17 protein-coding genes are annotated in these 15367 nt (G+C 45.6%); 7 read left to right on the top strand and 10 right to left on the bottom strand.

Translation table 11 applies throughout. The features are described 5' to 3' along the window. Positions 1-165: 165 nt before the first annotated feature. Both QZ938_RS09070 and QZ938_RS09075 read right to left on the bottom strand, forming a co-directional pair. Positions 166-1437, bottom strand: a complete 1272-nt coding sequence (locus QZ938_RS09070) for a transposase (RefSeq protein WP_293348881.1) — start codon at positions 1435-1437, stop codon at positions 166-168. Positions 1438-1877: 440 nt separating this feature from the next. Next, a complete protein-coding gene (locus QZ938_RS09075) occupies positions 1878-2801 on the bottom strand; it encodes a hypothetical protein (RefSeq protein WP_293151072.1) in 924 nt (307 codons plus the stop codon). A gap of 247 nt (positions 2802-3048) precedes the next feature. Here QZ938_RS09075 and QZ938_RS09080 point away from each other — a divergent pair, with 247 nt between their 5' ends. Continuing rightward, positions 3049-3396: a hypothetical protein gene (locus QZ938_RS09080; protein WP_293348884.1), complete on the top strand. Its 348-nt coding sequence runs from the start codon at positions 3049-3051 to the stop codon at positions 3394-3396. 66 nt (positions 3397-3462) lie between these two features. Here the strand turns inward: QZ938_RS09080 and iscB are convergent, their stop codons facing one another. From iscB to psbN, 5 genes are all read right to left on the bottom strand, one after another. Then, positions 3463-4761, bottom strand: coding sequence for an RNA-guided endonuclease IscB (iscB, locus tag QZ938_RS09085; RefSeq protein WP_293348887.1), 1299 nt, complete (start codon positions 4759-4761; stop codon positions 3463-3465). A 422-nt stretch (positions 4762-5183) separates the two neighbouring features. Next, positions 5184-6095, bottom strand: coding sequence for an MBL fold metallo-hydrolase (locus tag QZ938_RS09090; protein WP_293151081.1), 912 nt, complete (start codon positions 6093-6095; stop codon positions 5184-5186). 1 nt (position 6096) lies between these two features. After that, positions 6097-7197 carry a chorismate synthase gene (aroC, locus tag QZ938_RS09095; protein WP_293151084.1) on the bottom strand — a complete coding sequence of 367 codons (1101 nt, stop codon included), beginning with the start codon at positions 7195-7197 and terminating at the stop codon, positions 6097-6099. 65 nt (positions 7198-7262) lie between these two features. After that, positions 7263-7544 carry a hypothetical protein gene (locus tag QZ938_RS09100; protein ID WP_293365454.1) on the bottom strand — a complete coding sequence of 94 codons (282 nt, stop codon included), beginning with the start codon at positions 7542-7544 and terminating at the stop codon, positions 7263-7265. Positions 7545-7546: 2 nt separating this feature from the next. Beyond that, a complete protein-coding gene (gene psbN, locus QZ938_RS09105; RefSeq protein ID WP_193971847.1) occupies positions 7547-7678 on the bottom strand; it encodes a photosystem II reaction center protein PsbN in 132 nt (43 codons plus the stop codon). A 216-nt stretch (positions 7679-7894) separates the two neighbouring features. On the opposite strand from psbN, the gene psbH reads away from it, so the two are divergent. The 4 genes from psbH to QZ938_RS09125 all read left to right on the top strand — a co-directional run bounded on the left by psbH (position 7895) and on the right by QZ938_RS09125 (position 9426). Next, positions 7895-8098 carry a photosystem II reaction center protein PsbH gene (gene psbH, locus QZ938_RS09110; RefSeq protein ID WP_293127124.1) on the top strand — a complete coding sequence of 68 codons (204 nt, stop codon included), beginning with the start codon at positions 7895-7897 and terminating at the stop codon, positions 8096-8098. Between the two features lie 150 nt (positions 8099-8248). Then, complete coding sequence (locus QZ938_RS09115) at positions 8249-8500, top strand: TatA/E family twin arginine-targeting protein translocase (RefSeq protein WP_293348893.1); 252 nt, start codon at positions 8249-8251, stop codon at positions 8498-8500. Continuing rightward, positions 8501-9163 (top strand): aminoacyl-tRNA hydrolase, encoded by a 663-nt coding sequence (gene pth / locus QZ938_RS09120; protein ID WP_293348896.1) that lies wholly within the window; start codon positions 8501-8503, stop codon positions 9161-9163. It begins immediately after the preceding gene. Then, positions 9160-9426 (top strand): DUF3146 family protein, encoded by a 267-nt coding sequence (locus QZ938_RS09125; protein WP_265234869.1) that lies wholly within the window; start codon positions 9160-9162, stop codon positions 9424-9426. Before pth ends, QZ938_RS09125 begins: the two co-directional genes overlap by 4 nt. A gap of 260 nt (positions 9427-9686) precedes the next feature. Here the strand turns inward: QZ938_RS09125 and QZ938_RS09130 are convergent, their stop codons facing one another. Continuing rightward, positions 9687-9998, bottom strand: a complete 312-nt coding sequence (locus tag QZ938_RS09130; RefSeq protein WP_293151098.1) for an S-layer protein — start codon at positions 9996-9998, stop codon at positions 9687-9689. A 56-nt stretch (positions 9999-10054) separates the two neighbouring features. Here QZ938_RS09130 and QZ938_RS09135 point away from each other — a divergent pair, with 56 nt between their 5' ends. Then, positions 10055-11872, top strand: coding sequence for a bifunctional serine/threonine-protein kinase/formylglycine-generating enzyme family protein (locus tag QZ938_RS09135; RefSeq protein WP_293151101.1), 1818 nt, complete (start codon positions 10055-10057; stop codon positions 11870-11872). Positions 11873-11877: 5 nt separating this feature from the next. On the opposite strand, the gene QZ938_RS09140 is transcribed toward QZ938_RS09135, so the two are convergent. Beyond that, complete coding sequence (locus QZ938_RS09140; protein WP_293151104.1) at positions 11878-12129, bottom strand: DUF433 domain-containing protein; 252 nt, start codon at positions 12127-12129, stop codon at positions 11878-11880. A gap of 86 nt (positions 12130-12215) precedes the next feature. Then, positions 12216-13043: a type II CAAX endopeptidase family protein gene (locus QZ938_RS09145; RefSeq protein WP_293151106.1), complete on the bottom strand. Its 828-nt coding sequence runs from the start codon at positions 13041-13043 to the stop codon at positions 12216-12218. A gap of 724 nt (positions 13044-13767) precedes the next feature. Here QZ938_RS09145 and QZ938_RS09150 point away from each other — a divergent pair. Continuing rightward, a complete protein-coding gene (locus QZ938_RS09150) occupies positions 13768-15222 on the top strand; it encodes a GTP-binding protein (RefSeq protein WP_293348899.1) in 1455 nt (484 codons plus the stop codon). The last annotated feature ends 145 nt before the right edge of the window (positions 15223-15367 follow it).

Consider the following 15367-nt stretch of genomic DNA (forward strand, 5'->3'; position numbering starts at 1 on the left):
AAGGCCCTGAACCCTATTGTCATCTAACTCAATACCGTTTACTGGTATAGCGCCCTGGAGGTAAAATCCTCTGAAAAATAGATACGGAGATTGCTTCGTTCCTCTCGAAGGACAATCTTAAGCAAACCGTATTGTCATCTAACTGAATAGCTGGTAAAAGTATAGTCATTTATAGACATGAGAGGCTTCGAGTCCCTCCCCCTTCGCTTTTACTTTGAGCGGATTGACCCGCCTCGGCCCAACTACGCAGCTCTCTATCCCATTGCTAAAGGCATTTGGGATTGCTTTTCTGAGGATATTGTAAGAACCGTTAACATCAGAGTTAATTAATTGACCGATTGATGTTCTGTACAATCCTCTTTTGATTCGCCTGCCACTAAATATGACATTCGACGCATCAATATGTCCGTAAACAGGAATTGGATCTAGGTTCAAAAAGCTCGACTTAGAGGTGTAAGACTCTTCTTGAACTATCACTTTAATTCCCACCAATCGAGTTTTGTATTCCAACATCTCAATTAGTCTAGCGTGAGGAATATTGACAAAGTTTTGATTAGTGCGTTTGGACAGGTCAATTCTGGTTTTCCACTGTGCATTTTTGCCAATTACTAGCGTCCCAATTTGATGCGCCGTCAAAATATCGACGATTAATCGGCTGGTGTGATGCAAGTAATTATCTACTTTTTGGTGGCGACACCGGGTCAAGCGTCCAAGACGTGATGATGTCTGGCTATTTCCTTTTAATTGAGACTGCAATTGGGCTTTACGTTTGTTGTAGAACTGGTTAATCGATTTGAGTGGTCGCCCGTTAACCAAAAGAGGGATAAATCCCGGTTGATTTGATGTTAGCGCCACTAAATTGTCCAGTCCCAAATCAATACTAGCTACGAAGTTGTTAATTCTAGCGGTGGACTCCGGTTCATCGTAAATTACCTCAATTACATAAGCATCGCATTTGGGAACCAATCTAACTTGACAGATTTGTTCGGGATTTACTTTGGTTTTGATTGAGATCTCAGTACCCGAAAGTTTAATAATTCCACTTTTCAACTGTCTGCTACTAATCGCTTGCTTTGTATAAACGAGGATGTTTCGACCTTTTACTTTATCTTTGTACTTAGGTAGTTTTGGACGACCCGTAAATTTAGAGGTATCTTTTTTGTAAGCTTTGAGAGCTTCAAAAAATGATTTCCAGTTTTTATCTAGCAACATCAAGATTTGCTGGCTTACTTTGGCGGGCATTGCTTTGTAAGCTTCGTGAGATTTCATGAGGCGATTCATTTCGTTGTAATTGATGTAGCCCCATCCATACACAAAGCTTTGACGGATCGCATAATTGGCAGCATTATAAAGATTCTTCGATTTGAAAGCTAGTTCGTCAATCTGAGCAAAACGGTGTTCGGTAGATTTGATGATGTGACGTTCTGTTAGCTGCATTCTGAACCTCCTTCTTTGGGCTCGGCGATTGTGGGGAGTAGTCAACTATAATTAAACCACTTTCTGTCTGTCATGCCGGATGTGGCAAATGCCAGAGGGCTTGGACGCCTCCCCATGCGGTTGTGTAACTTATTATTGTTTTAGCGTAGTTTGATAGTTTTATTTTTAACATCCTGATTACAGGATACCACAATCGCTTATCCCTGCTTACAAACTGAATGAAGTTTTATAATACCATTTTTCTAAAGATCCGATAGAGTTCGAGGATGACAAGACATTGTAATTTATACACTTTCCCTGTTTGCTAAAGTCTGTCATAACTTTAAAAAAATGGTAGAAGCGTTGTTCCTGCAACATCTGCTCGCCCCAAAAAAGCAAGCCGATCGAGCCACTGCTCGATCGGCTAAACTCTTCTGTGGAGGGCTCGCGCCCGCAGCCCTTTAAATGTGGAAATGATACAAAATGCTGCCGTCGTCTTTAATTTCACAGTTGGCATTAAAGACTTCAGCTTGTTGGTTCAAAAAACGCTGGGCGACATCCGGCGACAGCCGCGTCTCCATCGCAAACCGTACCAGAGTGATTTCGCCGCTGCCTTCCTTGATCAGTCGGTACAAAGCACTTTGGAGCCTTTCGCTCTCTTCTCGCTGAAAAGCTGCTTTGTTCCTCCAATCCGCCACTGAAGGAATCAAACCGCGACTTACCAAAATCGCTAACAGCAGGCCAACTCCCACAATCAGAGGCACAGTTGGATCGCTCGTGGGCGTCGCCACAATTTGTGGCGCTGTAGCGGCGGCCAAACTGCTCACCATTTCTTTTTCCGAGGCTTGCGTATCCGCCATCGCAAGCTGAGTTTTGTTGTAAACGTCTTGCTGAAGCTTCATTTGCTGCAACAGGCGAGCGCGCTCTCTTTCGTATTGGTCGAGTTTTTGCTGAGCTTGTTTCAGGTCTTGAGTGACTTGTGCCAAGCGTTGGTTGAGCGTCTGATTGACTGATTGCCAGCGATATCTGTTAATCAGCCGGCTTTTTTCAACCATGCCCTTCATCAACATATCCGCTGTTTTGATTGCTTGCTGCTGATCGAGCGATCGATACCCAACAGCAATCTCTAGCGGTTGTTCCGGCTTAGAAATCTGGACGCTAGCATTTTGTCGAACTTGCTGTGGCGACAGTTTAACTGCATCTGCCACTGCTTTGACAACATTATCTGCCAGCAGAACATCTGGAGTTAGTTGTTCTCCCTGCTTGAGAATTGTCGTGCCGGTGCTCGAAAATTTAACCGGCGGATTGTTAGAAGTGAGAGTGCCTTGGGCCATGAATCCGGGCGGCGGAGCTAGGCGGTAGGCAAGGGCCCCTGAAATACCCATAATTACAGCGAAACTGCCTAAGGCAATCCATCTGTACTGATTTGCTGAAGATCTAAAACGTAAATTTCCCATTTTGATAGTCAAATCATAACTTTCACTTTGCTTGCAGCTAGTCCCAAACCAAAGAGCGATAGTCTCTTTCTTGTGAGTGAAATTGACTGCTGAAAAATTCCTCAGATTGTACCGAAAAGCTCTCAAATTGGCTTTTCAGAGTTGCCAATATTCATGTTCGGAAAAAAGCATCGCAATGGTGTGTTTTTTCGTAAATCTAACCTCAGTCTTATCTTTAGGAATTCTCAGAAAATTACTGGGCGATCGGGATTTGGGAAGTTTGCTGCCACCAGCAGCTCATCGCGAGAGTCTGCTCTCACGAGCTTTGCCGTGTTTGTTGGCACTCAAAACCTTGACCTTTTCGCCTGTGGCAATCCTCCAGTTATTTTACTTCTTGCTGTGCGTTTTGCGGAAGCGATCGGGCAGATGCGTCGTTACTCGATCGCATATAAGAGAACGTCGCAATAAATTTTTACTTTGGTTTAGGGGCGACGTTAGTTCTGTCACGGCACTTCGCAAAATTCTGAGACCTTGCTTGCACTAGATACTTTTTCCTGTCCGATCGCTAGAAATCGTTTTATTGGAGTAATTCCGAGTCAACGGGAGCAAATTAAAGCTCATAGCCATAGCCGTCACTCCTATGTATGAAAACTACATTGCTCATGGTTGAGAGAGTTATTCTTGCGCCATCGATCAAAACCTCAAACCCTTTTGGAGTCGGTGTCTTGACTCTTGCCGTATAAGTTCCAGCTTTGGCTTTTTTCCGGTCTTTGCCGATAGTAAACCTGACTACATCACCTGCTGCAATGTGAGTAAAAACAGTTTTAGCGTTTTTCACTGCCGGAAATCCAGAAGCATTAACTCGAATGGATTGGCGGCTGCCATGACCTTTGCAGGTAATCAATAGAGGTCGATCGGTGAGAACTCGAATGCTTGCCCCCGACTCGCCAACACAAGCGGCATCAAGGCTGTGAGTTTTTTCAAGACCTTGACGCGATCGGTTCATTTTCGTTCTTGCACCACAGTAGCATTTCACGTTCTCGCAAATAGATTTAGCCATTTTCACAATTGCGGATCTGGTTGAATTGACCGCAGCCGCATCTTTTAACGGTTTCGTGGCATTCTCTAAAACTTGCTGCAAAATGTCAGGCGATTTTGCCAAGAAATCGCGAACGTCCAAGTTACCTTTCTTGATGTTACAGGCATGACAAGCTAGAGTTAGATTTCCAATGCGGTTGCTCCCTCCTTTCGACTTAGGTTGAATATGCTCAACTTCTAGCGATACGTTTTCTGTGCCACAGTAAGCGCATTTTCTACCCCACTTTTGCAACAAGTATTCACGCACTTCGTATCCTTGTAACTCACCTTGCTGGTATTCAACTCCATCTATTTCTGGATTAGGTAATTTTTGCAGATCGAATCGAACTTGTTCAATTTCGATGCAGGCAATTGGACAATACCGCATAAAGCGTTTAATCCAAGTTTCAACTGTTAGCACTCTGTGTCGAATTGATGGAGCTAACCAACCCTCTGGCTTGGCACGATTAAAGCGTTTCTTACGATAGCGTAAATTGCGCGAACGTCTTCCACGTCTAAACCCTGCCCGTTTAACTAAATCTAACTTGATTGATTCTCCTCGGTGATTTAGTTCTGCTCGAAACAAGATATCATTACCACATTGAATGGCAAACCCCGTCCACTGACTACCTGGGTCAATTTTGAGGATGTATTCCTTTGTTTGGAGACTTTCGATATTTTTTTGCTGGATTACGACATAAGGAAATCTGCGAAAACTGGCAAGCTTCCCACGATTTTGTAATTCTCGGCACCTGCCGGGGTGAATCATATCTAACGGTTGCTTGTCTCCGTTGATTTGAAATACCCAGTTCTGTTGTTTGGTTGGTTGCATTTCTGCTTCGCCTTTCGGGTGATGTTTGCTTTGAAAATGCTCCTGAGACTTGTCACTGGCAATAGTGTTTCACCCTCAGAAACTAGGCAATGTTCTATTTGCCAAACCGCTTAGAACTAGCGAATCCTATTGGGGTTTTGACCTCAGGTAGCGTAGATCTCAAGGATCTTATTCTGGCGTAGCAGGGTTTTTATCCCTGGGGTAAACCGGAAACTCCGATTTATTCCATTTCTTTGCTACTCAAACAATGAAAAAAACGTTAAATATTCTTCCTAAAAAGTTACCAAGTCAGAATTATACCACGTACCAAGACTGTTTGCTACACATAAAAAAGTTGTGGAGCAGGCCGCGAGACCTACTCCACATCATCATCATCATCACGATGATTTGACAAAGGTACGATCGACCGTACCGACGAATTTTCAGAAGCCGATCGGCAAAATAAGACCCTCGCGGGCCATAACAGCCTTGGGAAAAGCGATTTGCACGTCTTCGGCGATGCGATCGAGAAAATCGTCAGTATGAGCCGGATCGTGGTGAAAAATCACCACCCGTTTCACCCGTGCCTCCTTAGCCATTCTCACCGCTTCCTGCCAAGTCGAGTGTCCCCAACCCACCTTCGGAGACTTGGGGTTGTGATATTCCTCGTCGGTGTACATCGCATCGTAGATCAGCACGTCAGCATCGAGGGCTAAATTGTACACATTTTCATCTAGCCGATCGGGAAAATGTTCTGTATCCGAACAGTAAACAACAGAACGTCCCTGCCAAGTCACCCGATATCCCATAGCAGTATTCGGGTGATTCAGAGAACCAGTTCTAATCTCAATATCGTCCAGCATCATCGTCTGGTTGTGATCGATCTCGTGAAAAGTCAGATCTGCCGGCAAACCCATCAGCGGTACCGGCGAATTGGAGTGCAAAACCCGTTCGACGAAGTGCCGTTTCAGGCAATCTCCATCGGGGGGAATTGCCCCATAAATATCAAAGCTATTGCCGCGAATGAAAGCTGGGGCGAACATCGGGAACCCTTGAATGTGATCCCAGTGATAGTGAGTAAAAAACATATAAGCTTGCACGGGCATTTCTTGCAGCAACTGGTCTCCCAGCATCCGCAAGCCAGTTCCGCCGTCAAAAATCAAGCGTTTTCCACCGACTCGCATTTCCAAACAAGAAGTATTGCCACCGTAGCGAACAGTTTCCGATCCGGGTGTCGGAACACTGCCCCGCACGCCCCAGAACTGTACTACAAAATCATCTATACCTTTTATTGCTTCGGAGGGTTGAGGGCAATCAACGGGATTTGCCACTACAGAGGACAAGCTGATTTCCATTTTAAAATTCAGACTTTAAGGTTCCACATTGTCCGTGATGGCGCAGCAGATGGTCGCACAACACTAAAGCTACCATTGCTTCCACCATTGGCACAGCTCTTGGTAAAACGCAAGGGTCGTGCCTTCCTTTTGCCGCCAGCAGCGTTGCTTCCCCCTCTCGGGTGACTGTGCGCTGTTGCTGGCGAATTGTTGCAGTTGGCTTGAAAGCCGCGCGCAGAATGATATTTTCACCGTTAGCAATGCCACCCTGAATTCCACCGGAGCGATTCGTGACTGTACGAATTTCTCCTTGTTCATCAGTATAGTATTCATCATTATGTTCGCTGCCCAAAAGCAGAGTCCCCGCAAAGCCCGAACCAATTTCAAAGCCTTTGCTGGCGGGTAATGACATAATCGCTTTGGCCAAATCGGCTTCGAGTTTGTCGAATACTGGCATTCCCAGGCCTTTGGGTACGTTGCGGGCGACGCATTCGACTACGCCGCCGATCGAATCTCCACTGTCGCGAACTTTTTCGATCAGTTCAATCATTTTGATGGCGCATTCGGCATCGGGACAGCGAACGATGTTGCTTTCTACTTGTTCTAAGGTAACAGTGTCCGGGTCGGCGACGCATTCTAAGTCTTTGATGCGTTTGACGTAGCCGACTATTTCTACGCCTGCTGCTTGTTGGAGAATTTTTTTGGCAATCGCCCCTGCTGCTACTCTACCAATTGTTTCTCTCGCCGACGATCGACCTCCGCCTTGCCAGTTGCGAATTCCGTACTTAGCATCGTAGGTAGCATCAGCGTGGGAAGGACGGTAAGTTGTGGCCATTTCGCCGTAATCTTGGGGGCGAGTGTCTTGATTGCGGACTAAAATGGCGATCGGCGTTCCCAGAGTTTTGCCTTCAAACACACCCGACAGAATTTCGCAGGTATCTGCTTCTTTGCGGGGCGTGGTAATTTTGCTTTGGCCGGGGCGGCGTCGATCGAGTTCCGCTTGAATTTCCGATGGGTCGATCGACACCAGAGGCGGGCAACCGTCAATTACCACTCCCACACCGCCGCCGTGAGATTCCCCAAATGTCGATATCCGAAATAGATGCCCAAAGCTATTGCCCATGCTGCTTTTCCCTGAAACTTGATAATTTTTACTTTAACCGGAAGATAGATTTCTCAAATATCGATTTAGCGTATTTTAAAGAATATAGCATTGAGCAGCAGGAGACGGTGGTTCGGGCAACACAGAAGTTCGATCGCTGTGGGGAAGGGGAGAGGGGGAGAATTGGGAGAGGGGGAGAGGGGGAGAATTGGGAGAGGGGGAGAGTGGGAGAGGGGGAGAGGGGGAGAATTGGAAAAATCTTCCTTCTTCCTTCTTCCTTCTTCCTTCTTCCTTCTTCCTTCTTCCCTTCTTCCTTCTTCCCTCTTCCCTCTTCCTTCTTCCCTCTTCCCTCTTCCTTCTTCCTTCATCTTTAATCTTCGTGTTCTTCAAAAGGATCTCTCAATTCCTTAGCAGGAGGGCCGAAAGCCGTGTAGATCGAGAAACCGGTGATTGCCACCAGACACATACCGAGAGAAATGCCGAGAACTGCTGCTGGTTCCATATTGAGGAGCGATTATGAGTTATCCCCTCTATAATATTACAAAAAATAACAATTCGTCTAAAAGTCTAGTAATTTGAGGCGCGGTACGGTATGGCAGCCTCTGAGTGGGACAGGGAGAGGGGGAGAGTGTCCGAGTGGGGGATCTGAGAAATTGCGATCGCAATTAGCGGTGGAAATATGTCAAACTTTTCTGTAGAGATTCATTGCAGGTGACTTATGGCACAACGGACTTGGTTGGGAGACAGACTCAAACCCCTTAACTCAGAATACGGCAAGGTAGCCCCCGGTTGGGGAACCACCCTATTGATGAGCGTTTTCATTGGACTGTTTTTCGTGTTCTTGTTGATTATTTTGCAAATCTACAACTCTTCTCTGATTCTAGAGAATGTGGACGTTGATTGGTCGAGTCTCGGCCGCTAAACTTTGAGCAGCGAAATTTAAGACTAACAGTAAAAGCTGAGGGTAGAGGAGAAAGGGTAAAAGCTAAGTTTTCCCATTTCCCCTTGCCCTTTCCCGTTAGTGCGTCGGAATTAAATTCTAACTAATTAAACAAATTGCAGGAGAAACAAAATGAATATTTTTGGCATTGGCTTGCCGGAAATGGCAGTAATTTTCACTATCGCCCTGTTGGTATTCGGCCCGAAAAAGTTACCAGAAATTGGTCGTAGTTTCGGCAAAGCGCTGCGGGGTTTTCAGGATGCTTCGCGGGATTTTGAGTCGGAATTTACGCGGGAAGCCAAGCAGTTGGAAGAAGCAGTAGCAACCAAAAAGCCGGCACCAGAAAAACTCGCGGCTGCTAAGGAAGATAGCACAGACAGTTAGATGAACAACACTCAGAAGTCGGAAACTCCAGCGGAGTTGGTGATTCCCCAGCTAATTGTAGGTTTGGGGAATCCAGAACCAAAGTACGATCGCACGCGACACAATATCGGCTTTAATGCAGTGGATGCTTTGGCTCAAGCTTGGCAGATTTCGCTGTCGGAAAATCGCAAATTTCAAGGCATCTTCGGCGAGGGAAATCGGCCGCGGGGACAGAAAATTCGGTTGCTGAAACCCCTGACGTACATGAATCTGTCGGGCCAATCGATTCGGGCGGCGGCGGATTGGTACAAAATACCTGCGCCTGCGGTGTTAGTAGTGTACGACGATATGGATTTGCCGATCGGGAAAATGAGAATGCGGCTAGCCGGTTCAGCGGGCGGGCACAACGGCATGAAATCCACAATTTCTCATTTGGGGACAGACAAATTTCCCCGATTGCGGATTGGGATTGGCAAACCTCAAAGCGATCCTGCTAAAAATGATAAAGATACGATTTCCTTCGTATTAGGAAAATTTTCCTCAGAGGAAAGTCAGTTAGTAGAGAAGATGCTGAAATTGGTTGTAGAGGCGATCGAGCTAAGTCTACAGCAAGGAGTAGAAAAAAGCATGAGTCTCTACAACAATCGTACCATTATAGAAACAAACGCGGAAACAAAAAGGTGAGTTCGAGACGTTTGCCTGAAACTACAGCCCATGTCCGAGTTACGGGTCAATCTTGGCTAAAAGGCACGATTGAAGGTGAAGTGACTGCCGGCAGTTTTGAGTGGCACTTTCAATGGCGTTTTCGGGAAGAAAAAACACTAATTCTTGAACCCTCTCAGGGTAGGGCATTGATTCAGGAACCGCTGCACCGTTTTCTAGAAAAATGGGATTATCAGCTTGAACCAGGGGGCGATTATTCGTTTACGGTTCGGGCTCAGTTTTAATAGTCAGAAACCGGGTTTTTTACGAAAGACAGCAGTGCAACACCCTAAAACTATCAAAAACTCGGTTTCTTTGGCCTTGAAACGCATTGAGTCAGAAACCTGCTTTTTCTAATATTTTAGGTATGTTGTTGCGCTTCAGCGCTCTTTATATTATGAAAGAGCGCTGAAGCGCAACAACATACCTTGATTTAATATGAGAATTGCGTCCTGGACTGTGCCTAAAAAACCAGGTTTCGGGCCCCTGATGAAATGCGGAATAGTCAATTTGTTTGTGTTGATTCCAGCAATTCTTGAATTAAAGCAGGCGCAGTTGCTTCTCGGTAAGCACCGCAATAATACATCGTCAAAACTGCTTTGTAAGCCCAGTGATTGCGCGGCACATCGGTAAAAGGATTTGGCAGAGTTTCCGCGCGATTCTGTACGCAAGCATTGAGGATTTGTTCGCGGGTTGGCTGGACTTGAACTAAAGAATTATTTTGCTTTGTTTGTGCAGGATTTTGCGCCTGTGCGGGAAATGAACAACTGGCACTAACTAGCAGTATAATTGTGGAAACGATTCTGAGTTTAAGCATCTCATTACTTTTTGTGCGACAATATATCCTAACTTCCACTGCATTTCCTGAAAACTATGCTAGGTCGTACCCTCCGCAATCATTATCAAATTATCAAATTCTTGGGACAAGGCGCTTTTGGCGACACTTACCTAGCCAAAGATTTAGACTTGCCCGGACATCCTCAGTGCGTTGTCAAACATTTTAAACCAAAAGACTCCAATCCCGACATTCTACCAATTGCCAAACGCTTGTTCGACAGTGAAGCCGAAACCCTGTACAAGCTGGGTAAGCTGCACGACCAAATCCCGAGGCTTTGGGCCCACTTTGAGGAACATGGGGAATTTTATTTGGTGCAAGATTTTATCGCAGGACAAGACCTGACGAAAGAACTGACTCCGGGTAAAAAATTCAGCGAATCTTATACTATTACATTATTGTGCGATATTTTAGAAATTTTAGCTGTCGTTCACCAGCAAAATGTAATTCATCGCGATATTAAACCTGCTAATATAATGCGCCGCCACGATGGTAAAATTGTCCTGATTGACTTTGGTGCTGTTAAGCAAGTTAGCACAATAGTTGTTAATGTTGATGGGCAAAGTAGCTCAACTATTGCAATTGGTTCTTCTGGTTATATGCCAAGCGAACAAGCGAACCGCAGACCTAAACTTGCCAGTGATATTCATGCAGTAGGGATGATTGGGATTCAAGCATTGACCGGCCAACCTCCTTTTAAATTACCAGAAGATCTGAATACAGGAGAGATTATTTGGCGCGAGCGAGCTAGTGTTAGCAATTATTTAGCTAATATTTTAGATAAAATGGTGCGCGACCATTTCAGTCAGCGCTATCAAAATGCAGGGGAAGCATTACAAGCAATTTTATCTTTGTCGCAGCCTGCACCGTTACCAGCTTTATTCCCACCTGATGCTGCTACTTTAATTTCAACTAATCCGACAAGAATAGATCTTTTAAAAGCTTCGCGTGCGGATTGTGTGGGGGCAGAATTGGCAGCGCCACCAGAAAAAATACCGAAAAAAGTATCATCAACTCCCCTAAAAACAGTTGAATTTGAAACTGTGACAGTGAATTCAAGGGGGCGAATTGTCAAGCGCACTCAATGTCAAGTACAGGTATTTTCCGAAACGCTTGCCCCTGCTATTATTTTAGAAATGGTGGCAATTCCTGAGGGTAGTTTTGTCATGGGTTCCCCAAATTTGGAAGCAGGAAGAAGTAACGATGAAGAGCCGCAGCGTACTGTTAATATCGCCCCTTTTTTTATGGGCAGATATCAGGTGACTCAGCTTCAATGGCGTGCTGTGGCAAATTTACCGAAAGTCAAAATTGACCTCAAGGTTTATCCTTCTTATTTTAAAGGCGCTAATTTGCCTGTCGAGCAAGTATCCTGGCATGATGCTACAGAGTTTTGTGCGAGGTTATCTCAACTTACTGGACGCAATTACAAATTGCCTAGTGAGGCCCAATGGGAATATGCTTGTCGTGCGGGAACGACGACACCTTTTTATTTTGGAGATACTATTACCCCGGATTTAGTTAATTATAATGGGAATTCTCCTTACGCTCGCGCACCCAAAGGAATCTACCGTCAAAAAACAACTGCTGTGGGTAGTTTTCCACCTAATAGTTTTGGACTGTACGATATGCACGGGAATGTCTGGGAATGGTGTCAAGATATTTGGCACGATAATTATGATGGTGCGCCGACTGATGGTAGTGCTTGGGAAAGTGGTGGACAGGGTAAAAAGCGGCTGTTGCGCGGGGGTTTTTGGAGTGGCATTTCGGGCGAGTGCCGTTCTGCTTTTCGCGGCGTCTATACGCCAGATTTCCACGGCAATTTCGACGGTTTTCGGGTTGCGTGTGCTGCAACTTGAAATTCTTAGCCCTTTACTCTTTTGCTTTTTTGCTTTTTTCCCGCCACCATCGCAATCAATTGTTTTCTAAGAACTTCCAACAGAGCAATTACTTGCTCCCTAGTTACAGTGGGAAATCCATCTAAAAAATCATCAATTGATTCTCCAGCTTCTAAATAGTCAAAAAGTGTTTGGACAGGAACCCTAGTGCCAATAAAAACAGGTGTTCCGCCCATGATTTCACCAGAGATGCTAATTATCTGAAAATTCTGAGACATAAGCCTAAGTAGTTGTAGGGTGTGTCGCCATAAAAAATTCCTAACTTAATCCCAACAATCTGATAGCGACGCACCCGATCGATATATTACACACCTTTGGACTGTTCCGACATCTGTCGCATTCCCACAGCCAACACGCTCAAAAACAATAGCCCGATCGCACCAGCCAACGGATTGCCGTTAATTCCAGTCACCCAATCCGGGACAGAACCAGAATATCGCACTAACTCTCCGACGTTAATTATATAGTATCCCCAGACTAAACCTGCATGAAGCCCGATCGACAAACCCAATCGATTTTGACGGCTTCGCTTTGCCAAAACCAGTATCAAACCCAGCAACAACAGCCCCGGAAACTGAGGCCAAGTCCGCAGCATTCCCTCCACGGATTTGATAAAATGAGATAGGGCAAACACCAGACTGTTCGCCCGCACAGACATCGGATAACTGTAATCCCGCTGCAACTCGTCGAACAACCAACCCCGGAATACCAACTCCTCCGCAAAACCCACTCCCAGGGCGCTTAATAGCCCTTCTGCGATGATTCTCGGCAAATTATGAGAATTTTGCCATGCGACAAAGCCAAACAGTCCTTGCACCAAAAATAGGGTGAAAGTAATCGAAATGCCGATCGCCAATCCAGTCAAAAGCTCAAAACCATTTTGTCGCGTATTCACTAAACCGTAACTTTTGAGCAATTGCGTTTGTCCGTAAACCTGTTTTCCCCAGCGCGGAAGTAGAAACAAAAACTCGGTAAACAACAATCCCATTGTCAGAATGGTTGCTAGGTTGCTATCTTTAACTAAGAGATAAATTGGTGCGGCTAGCGGTAGCCAGACTGCTGCCAAGATTAATAGGAAAATTATTACACGTAAGGGAAATGGATAACTGGCAATTTTTATCGGGTTAATCATTGTTGTAAATTAAATGGATTTTACCTGACATTTGTAGCGACACAGCATTGCTCATTGGTGTCAAGTTAAGGTCAAACTTATTCAGAGAATTCTGTTTGCCGCCGAGGCCCGATCCCCCCGCATTCTTGCCCCCTACTCCCCCTTAGATCGGGGGGAACCGGAAACATTCAAAGTCCCCCTTCTTAAGGGGGATTTAGGGGGATCGAGACTCGGCTATAAACGAGAGATACAAAGCTCGTCAGATTTAATTTGACAGTCGCGAGCATTATCCCGTCCCCAATGTACAAAGCCCACAGAAAAAGCTAGAATAGCATCATATCGGTAGAAACTTTAAGCAAAGCTATAACATCAGGTAACAGTCAGTAACTCAGATCTAAAGAGACTGAGCTTGTAAGAAATTGCAAGCTATACTGACCAGCCTAAGTCTTAACTGACTACGTTATTTGGGTCACGACACCGGAGAATGCGACGCTAGTTTTCCGCTCTGTCGCTAGTGGTTAAACAGTTTTAAAGTCACTGAAACAGTGCTGCTAGCCTAACAAGCCCTTATAACATTGGCAAAGCGAACATTACCCGAAAGGGATTCGGAGACAACCATATCTCCACAGAGGGGCAACCATACCCCTCTAACCCCGAAAGGGGATTCAAGGCGGTTGAAACCGCTCTTGGAGCTTTCCTCTCAGGTCTAAAGACTCGCTCGTTTCCCACTTACCGAATATTTTTTATGACTGAAGTATCGGATTTTTCAAATGTCGATCGCGAATTAGACGACACAATATTAAGCTTCGCAGACATTCAAGCAGAACTCAACCTGCGCCGCGCCAAAGATGCTCTGCGAGATATAGTAGAAAATCTCGATTTGACAGCACAAGAGCGAACTGGACTGGAGCCGGAAATTGGTGGCTTGGAAACCATGCTTGACAAGCTAGAGCGCGCTTGCGTGCAAATCGCTGTGTTTGGGATGGTAGGAAGGGGAAAATCTTCGGTTTTGAACGCGCTTTTGGGTCAAAATGTGTTTGAAACGGGCCCGACTCACGGGGTGACTCGCACCACAACTATTGGCCAGTGGGATGTCGGAGATGGTGTTGAGGATGATGATTTACCCGCTCGACTTTCGCCAGTTGTTTACCGTTTGTCGCAAGTAGAATTAATCGATACTCCGGGAATTGATGAAGTTGACGGCGAAACTCGCGAACTTTTAGCCCGCCGCGTCGCGCAACAAGCAGATTTGATTTTGTTTGTGGTGGCTGGCGATATTACGAAGGTGGAATATGCAGCACTTTCGCAGTTGCGGGAAGCCGGAAAACCGATGTTATTAGTGTTTAATAAAATTGACCAGTATCCCGATGCAGATAGGCTGGCAATTTATCATAAAATCCGGGACGATCGCGTGAGAGAATTGCTATCTCCCGATGAAATTGTGATGGCGGCGGCTTCTCCTTTGACAGCGCAGGCGGTGCGCCGTCCCGATGGAAGTATGGGAGTAAAAATGACGCGCAGTTTGCCACAAGTTGAGGATTTAAAGTTAAAAATTTTGGAGATTTTAGACCGGGAAGGTAAATCTTTGGTGGCGCTGAATACGATGCTCTGTGCGGGGGATATTAACGAGCAGTTGGTGCAGCGAAAAATGGAGATTCGCGATGATGCTGCTAACCGGATTATCTGGAATGGGGTAATGACTAAAGCTGTGGCGATCGCCCTGAATCCTCTTACTGTCATCGATCTGCTCAGCGGTGCGGTCATTGATGTGGTAATGATATTAACACTTTCTAAAGTTTACGGCATTGCGATGACGGAAGCAGGCGCGGTGGAATTGCTGCAAAAGATTGCGATTAGTATGGGGGGAATTACTGCGGGAGAATTGCTGGCGAATTTTGGTTTAAGTTCTTTGAAAGGATTGTTGGGTTTGGCGACGCCGGCGACGGGGGGTTTGGCTTTGGGGCCTTATGTTTCTGTGGCTGTGACTCAAGCTGCAATTGCTGGGGTTTCTTGCTACGGAATCGGCCAAGTTACTAAGGCTTATTTGGCTAATGGTGCTTCTTGGGGAGATGAGGGGCCGAAGGCTGTGGTGAGCAAGATTTTGGCTTCTTTGGATGAGGATTCTATTTTAAATCGGATTAAAGATGAGTTGCGTGCTAAGTTGAATTTGGGAAGTGTGGAAAAACAGCAATCTCATTGATAATTTTGGGAGAAACATCAAATTTGGTTCGTAGTGAGGACTTTAGTCCGCATCCAAATTTGGTTCGTAGTGAGGACTTTAGTCCGCATCCAAATTTGGTTCGTAGTGAGGACTTTAGTCCGCATCCAAATTTGGTTCGTAGTGA

The organism is Microcoleus sp. CAWBG27 (genome assembly GCF_020883145.1).
In the GTDB taxonomy this organism is placed as follows: domain Bacteria; phylum Cyanobacteriota; class Cyanobacteriia; order Cyanobacteriales; family Microcoleaceae; genus Microcoleus.

Coding starts and splice junctions, on each gene's coding strand:
- QZ938_RS09070 (WP_293348881.1), bottom strand. CDS start 1,437: ATGCAGCTAACAGAACGTCACATCATCAAATCTACCGAACACCGTTTT.
- QZ938_RS09075 (WP_293151072.1), bottom strand. CDS start 2,801: ATGGGTATTTCAGGGGCCCTTGCCTACCGCCTAGCTCCGCCGCCCGGA.
- QZ938_RS09080 (WP_293348884.1), top strand. CDS start 3,049: ATGGTGTGTTTTTTCGTAAATCTAACCTCAGTCTTATCTTTAGGAATT.
- iscB (WP_293348887.1), bottom strand. CDS start 4,761: ATGCAACCAACCAAACAACAGAACTGGGTATTTCAAATCAACGGAGAC.
- QZ938_RS09090 (WP_293151081.1), bottom strand. CDS start 6,095: ATGGAAATCAGCTTGTCCTCTGTAGTGGCAAATCCCGTTGATTGCCCT.
- aroC (WP_293151084.1), bottom strand. CDS start 7,197: ATGGGCAATAGCTTTGGGCATCTATTTCGGATATCGACATTTGGGGAA.
- QZ938_RS09100 (WP_293365454.1), bottom strand. CDS start 7,544: ATGAAGGAAGAAGGAAGAGGGAAGAGGGAAGAAGGAAGAGGGAAGAGG.
- psbN (WP_193971847.1), bottom strand. CDS start 7,678: ATGGAACCAGCAGCAGTTCTCGGCATTTCTCTCGGTATGTGTCTGGTG.
- psbH (WP_293127124.1), top strand. CDS start 7,895: ATGGCACAACGGACTTGGTTGGGAGACAGACTCAAACCCCTTAACTCA.
- QZ938_RS09115 (WP_293348893.1), top strand. CDS start 8,249: ATGAATATTTTTGGCATTGGCTTGCCGGAAATGGCAGTAATTTTCACT.
- pth (WP_293348896.1), top strand. CDS start 8,501: ATGAACAACACTCAGAAGTCGGAAACTCCAGCGGAGTTGGTGATTCCC.
- QZ938_RS09130 (WP_293151098.1), bottom strand. CDS start 9,998: ATGCTTAAACTCAGAATCGTTTCCACAATTATACTGCTAGTTAGTGCC.
- QZ938_RS09135 (WP_293151101.1), top strand. CDS start 10,055: ATGCTAGGTCGTACCCTCCGCAATCATTATCAAATTATCAAATTCTTG.
- QZ938_RS09140 (WP_293151104.1), bottom strand. CDS start 12,129: ATGTCTCAGAATTTTCAGATAATTAGCATCTCTGGTGAAATCATGGGC.
- QZ938_RS09145 (WP_293151106.1), bottom strand. CDS start 13,043: ATGATTAACCCGATAAAAATTGCCAGTTATCCATTTCCCTTACGTGTA.
- QZ938_RS09150 (WP_293348899.1), top strand. CDS start 13,768: ATGACTGAAGTATCGGATTTTTCAAATGTCGATCGCGAATTAGACGAC.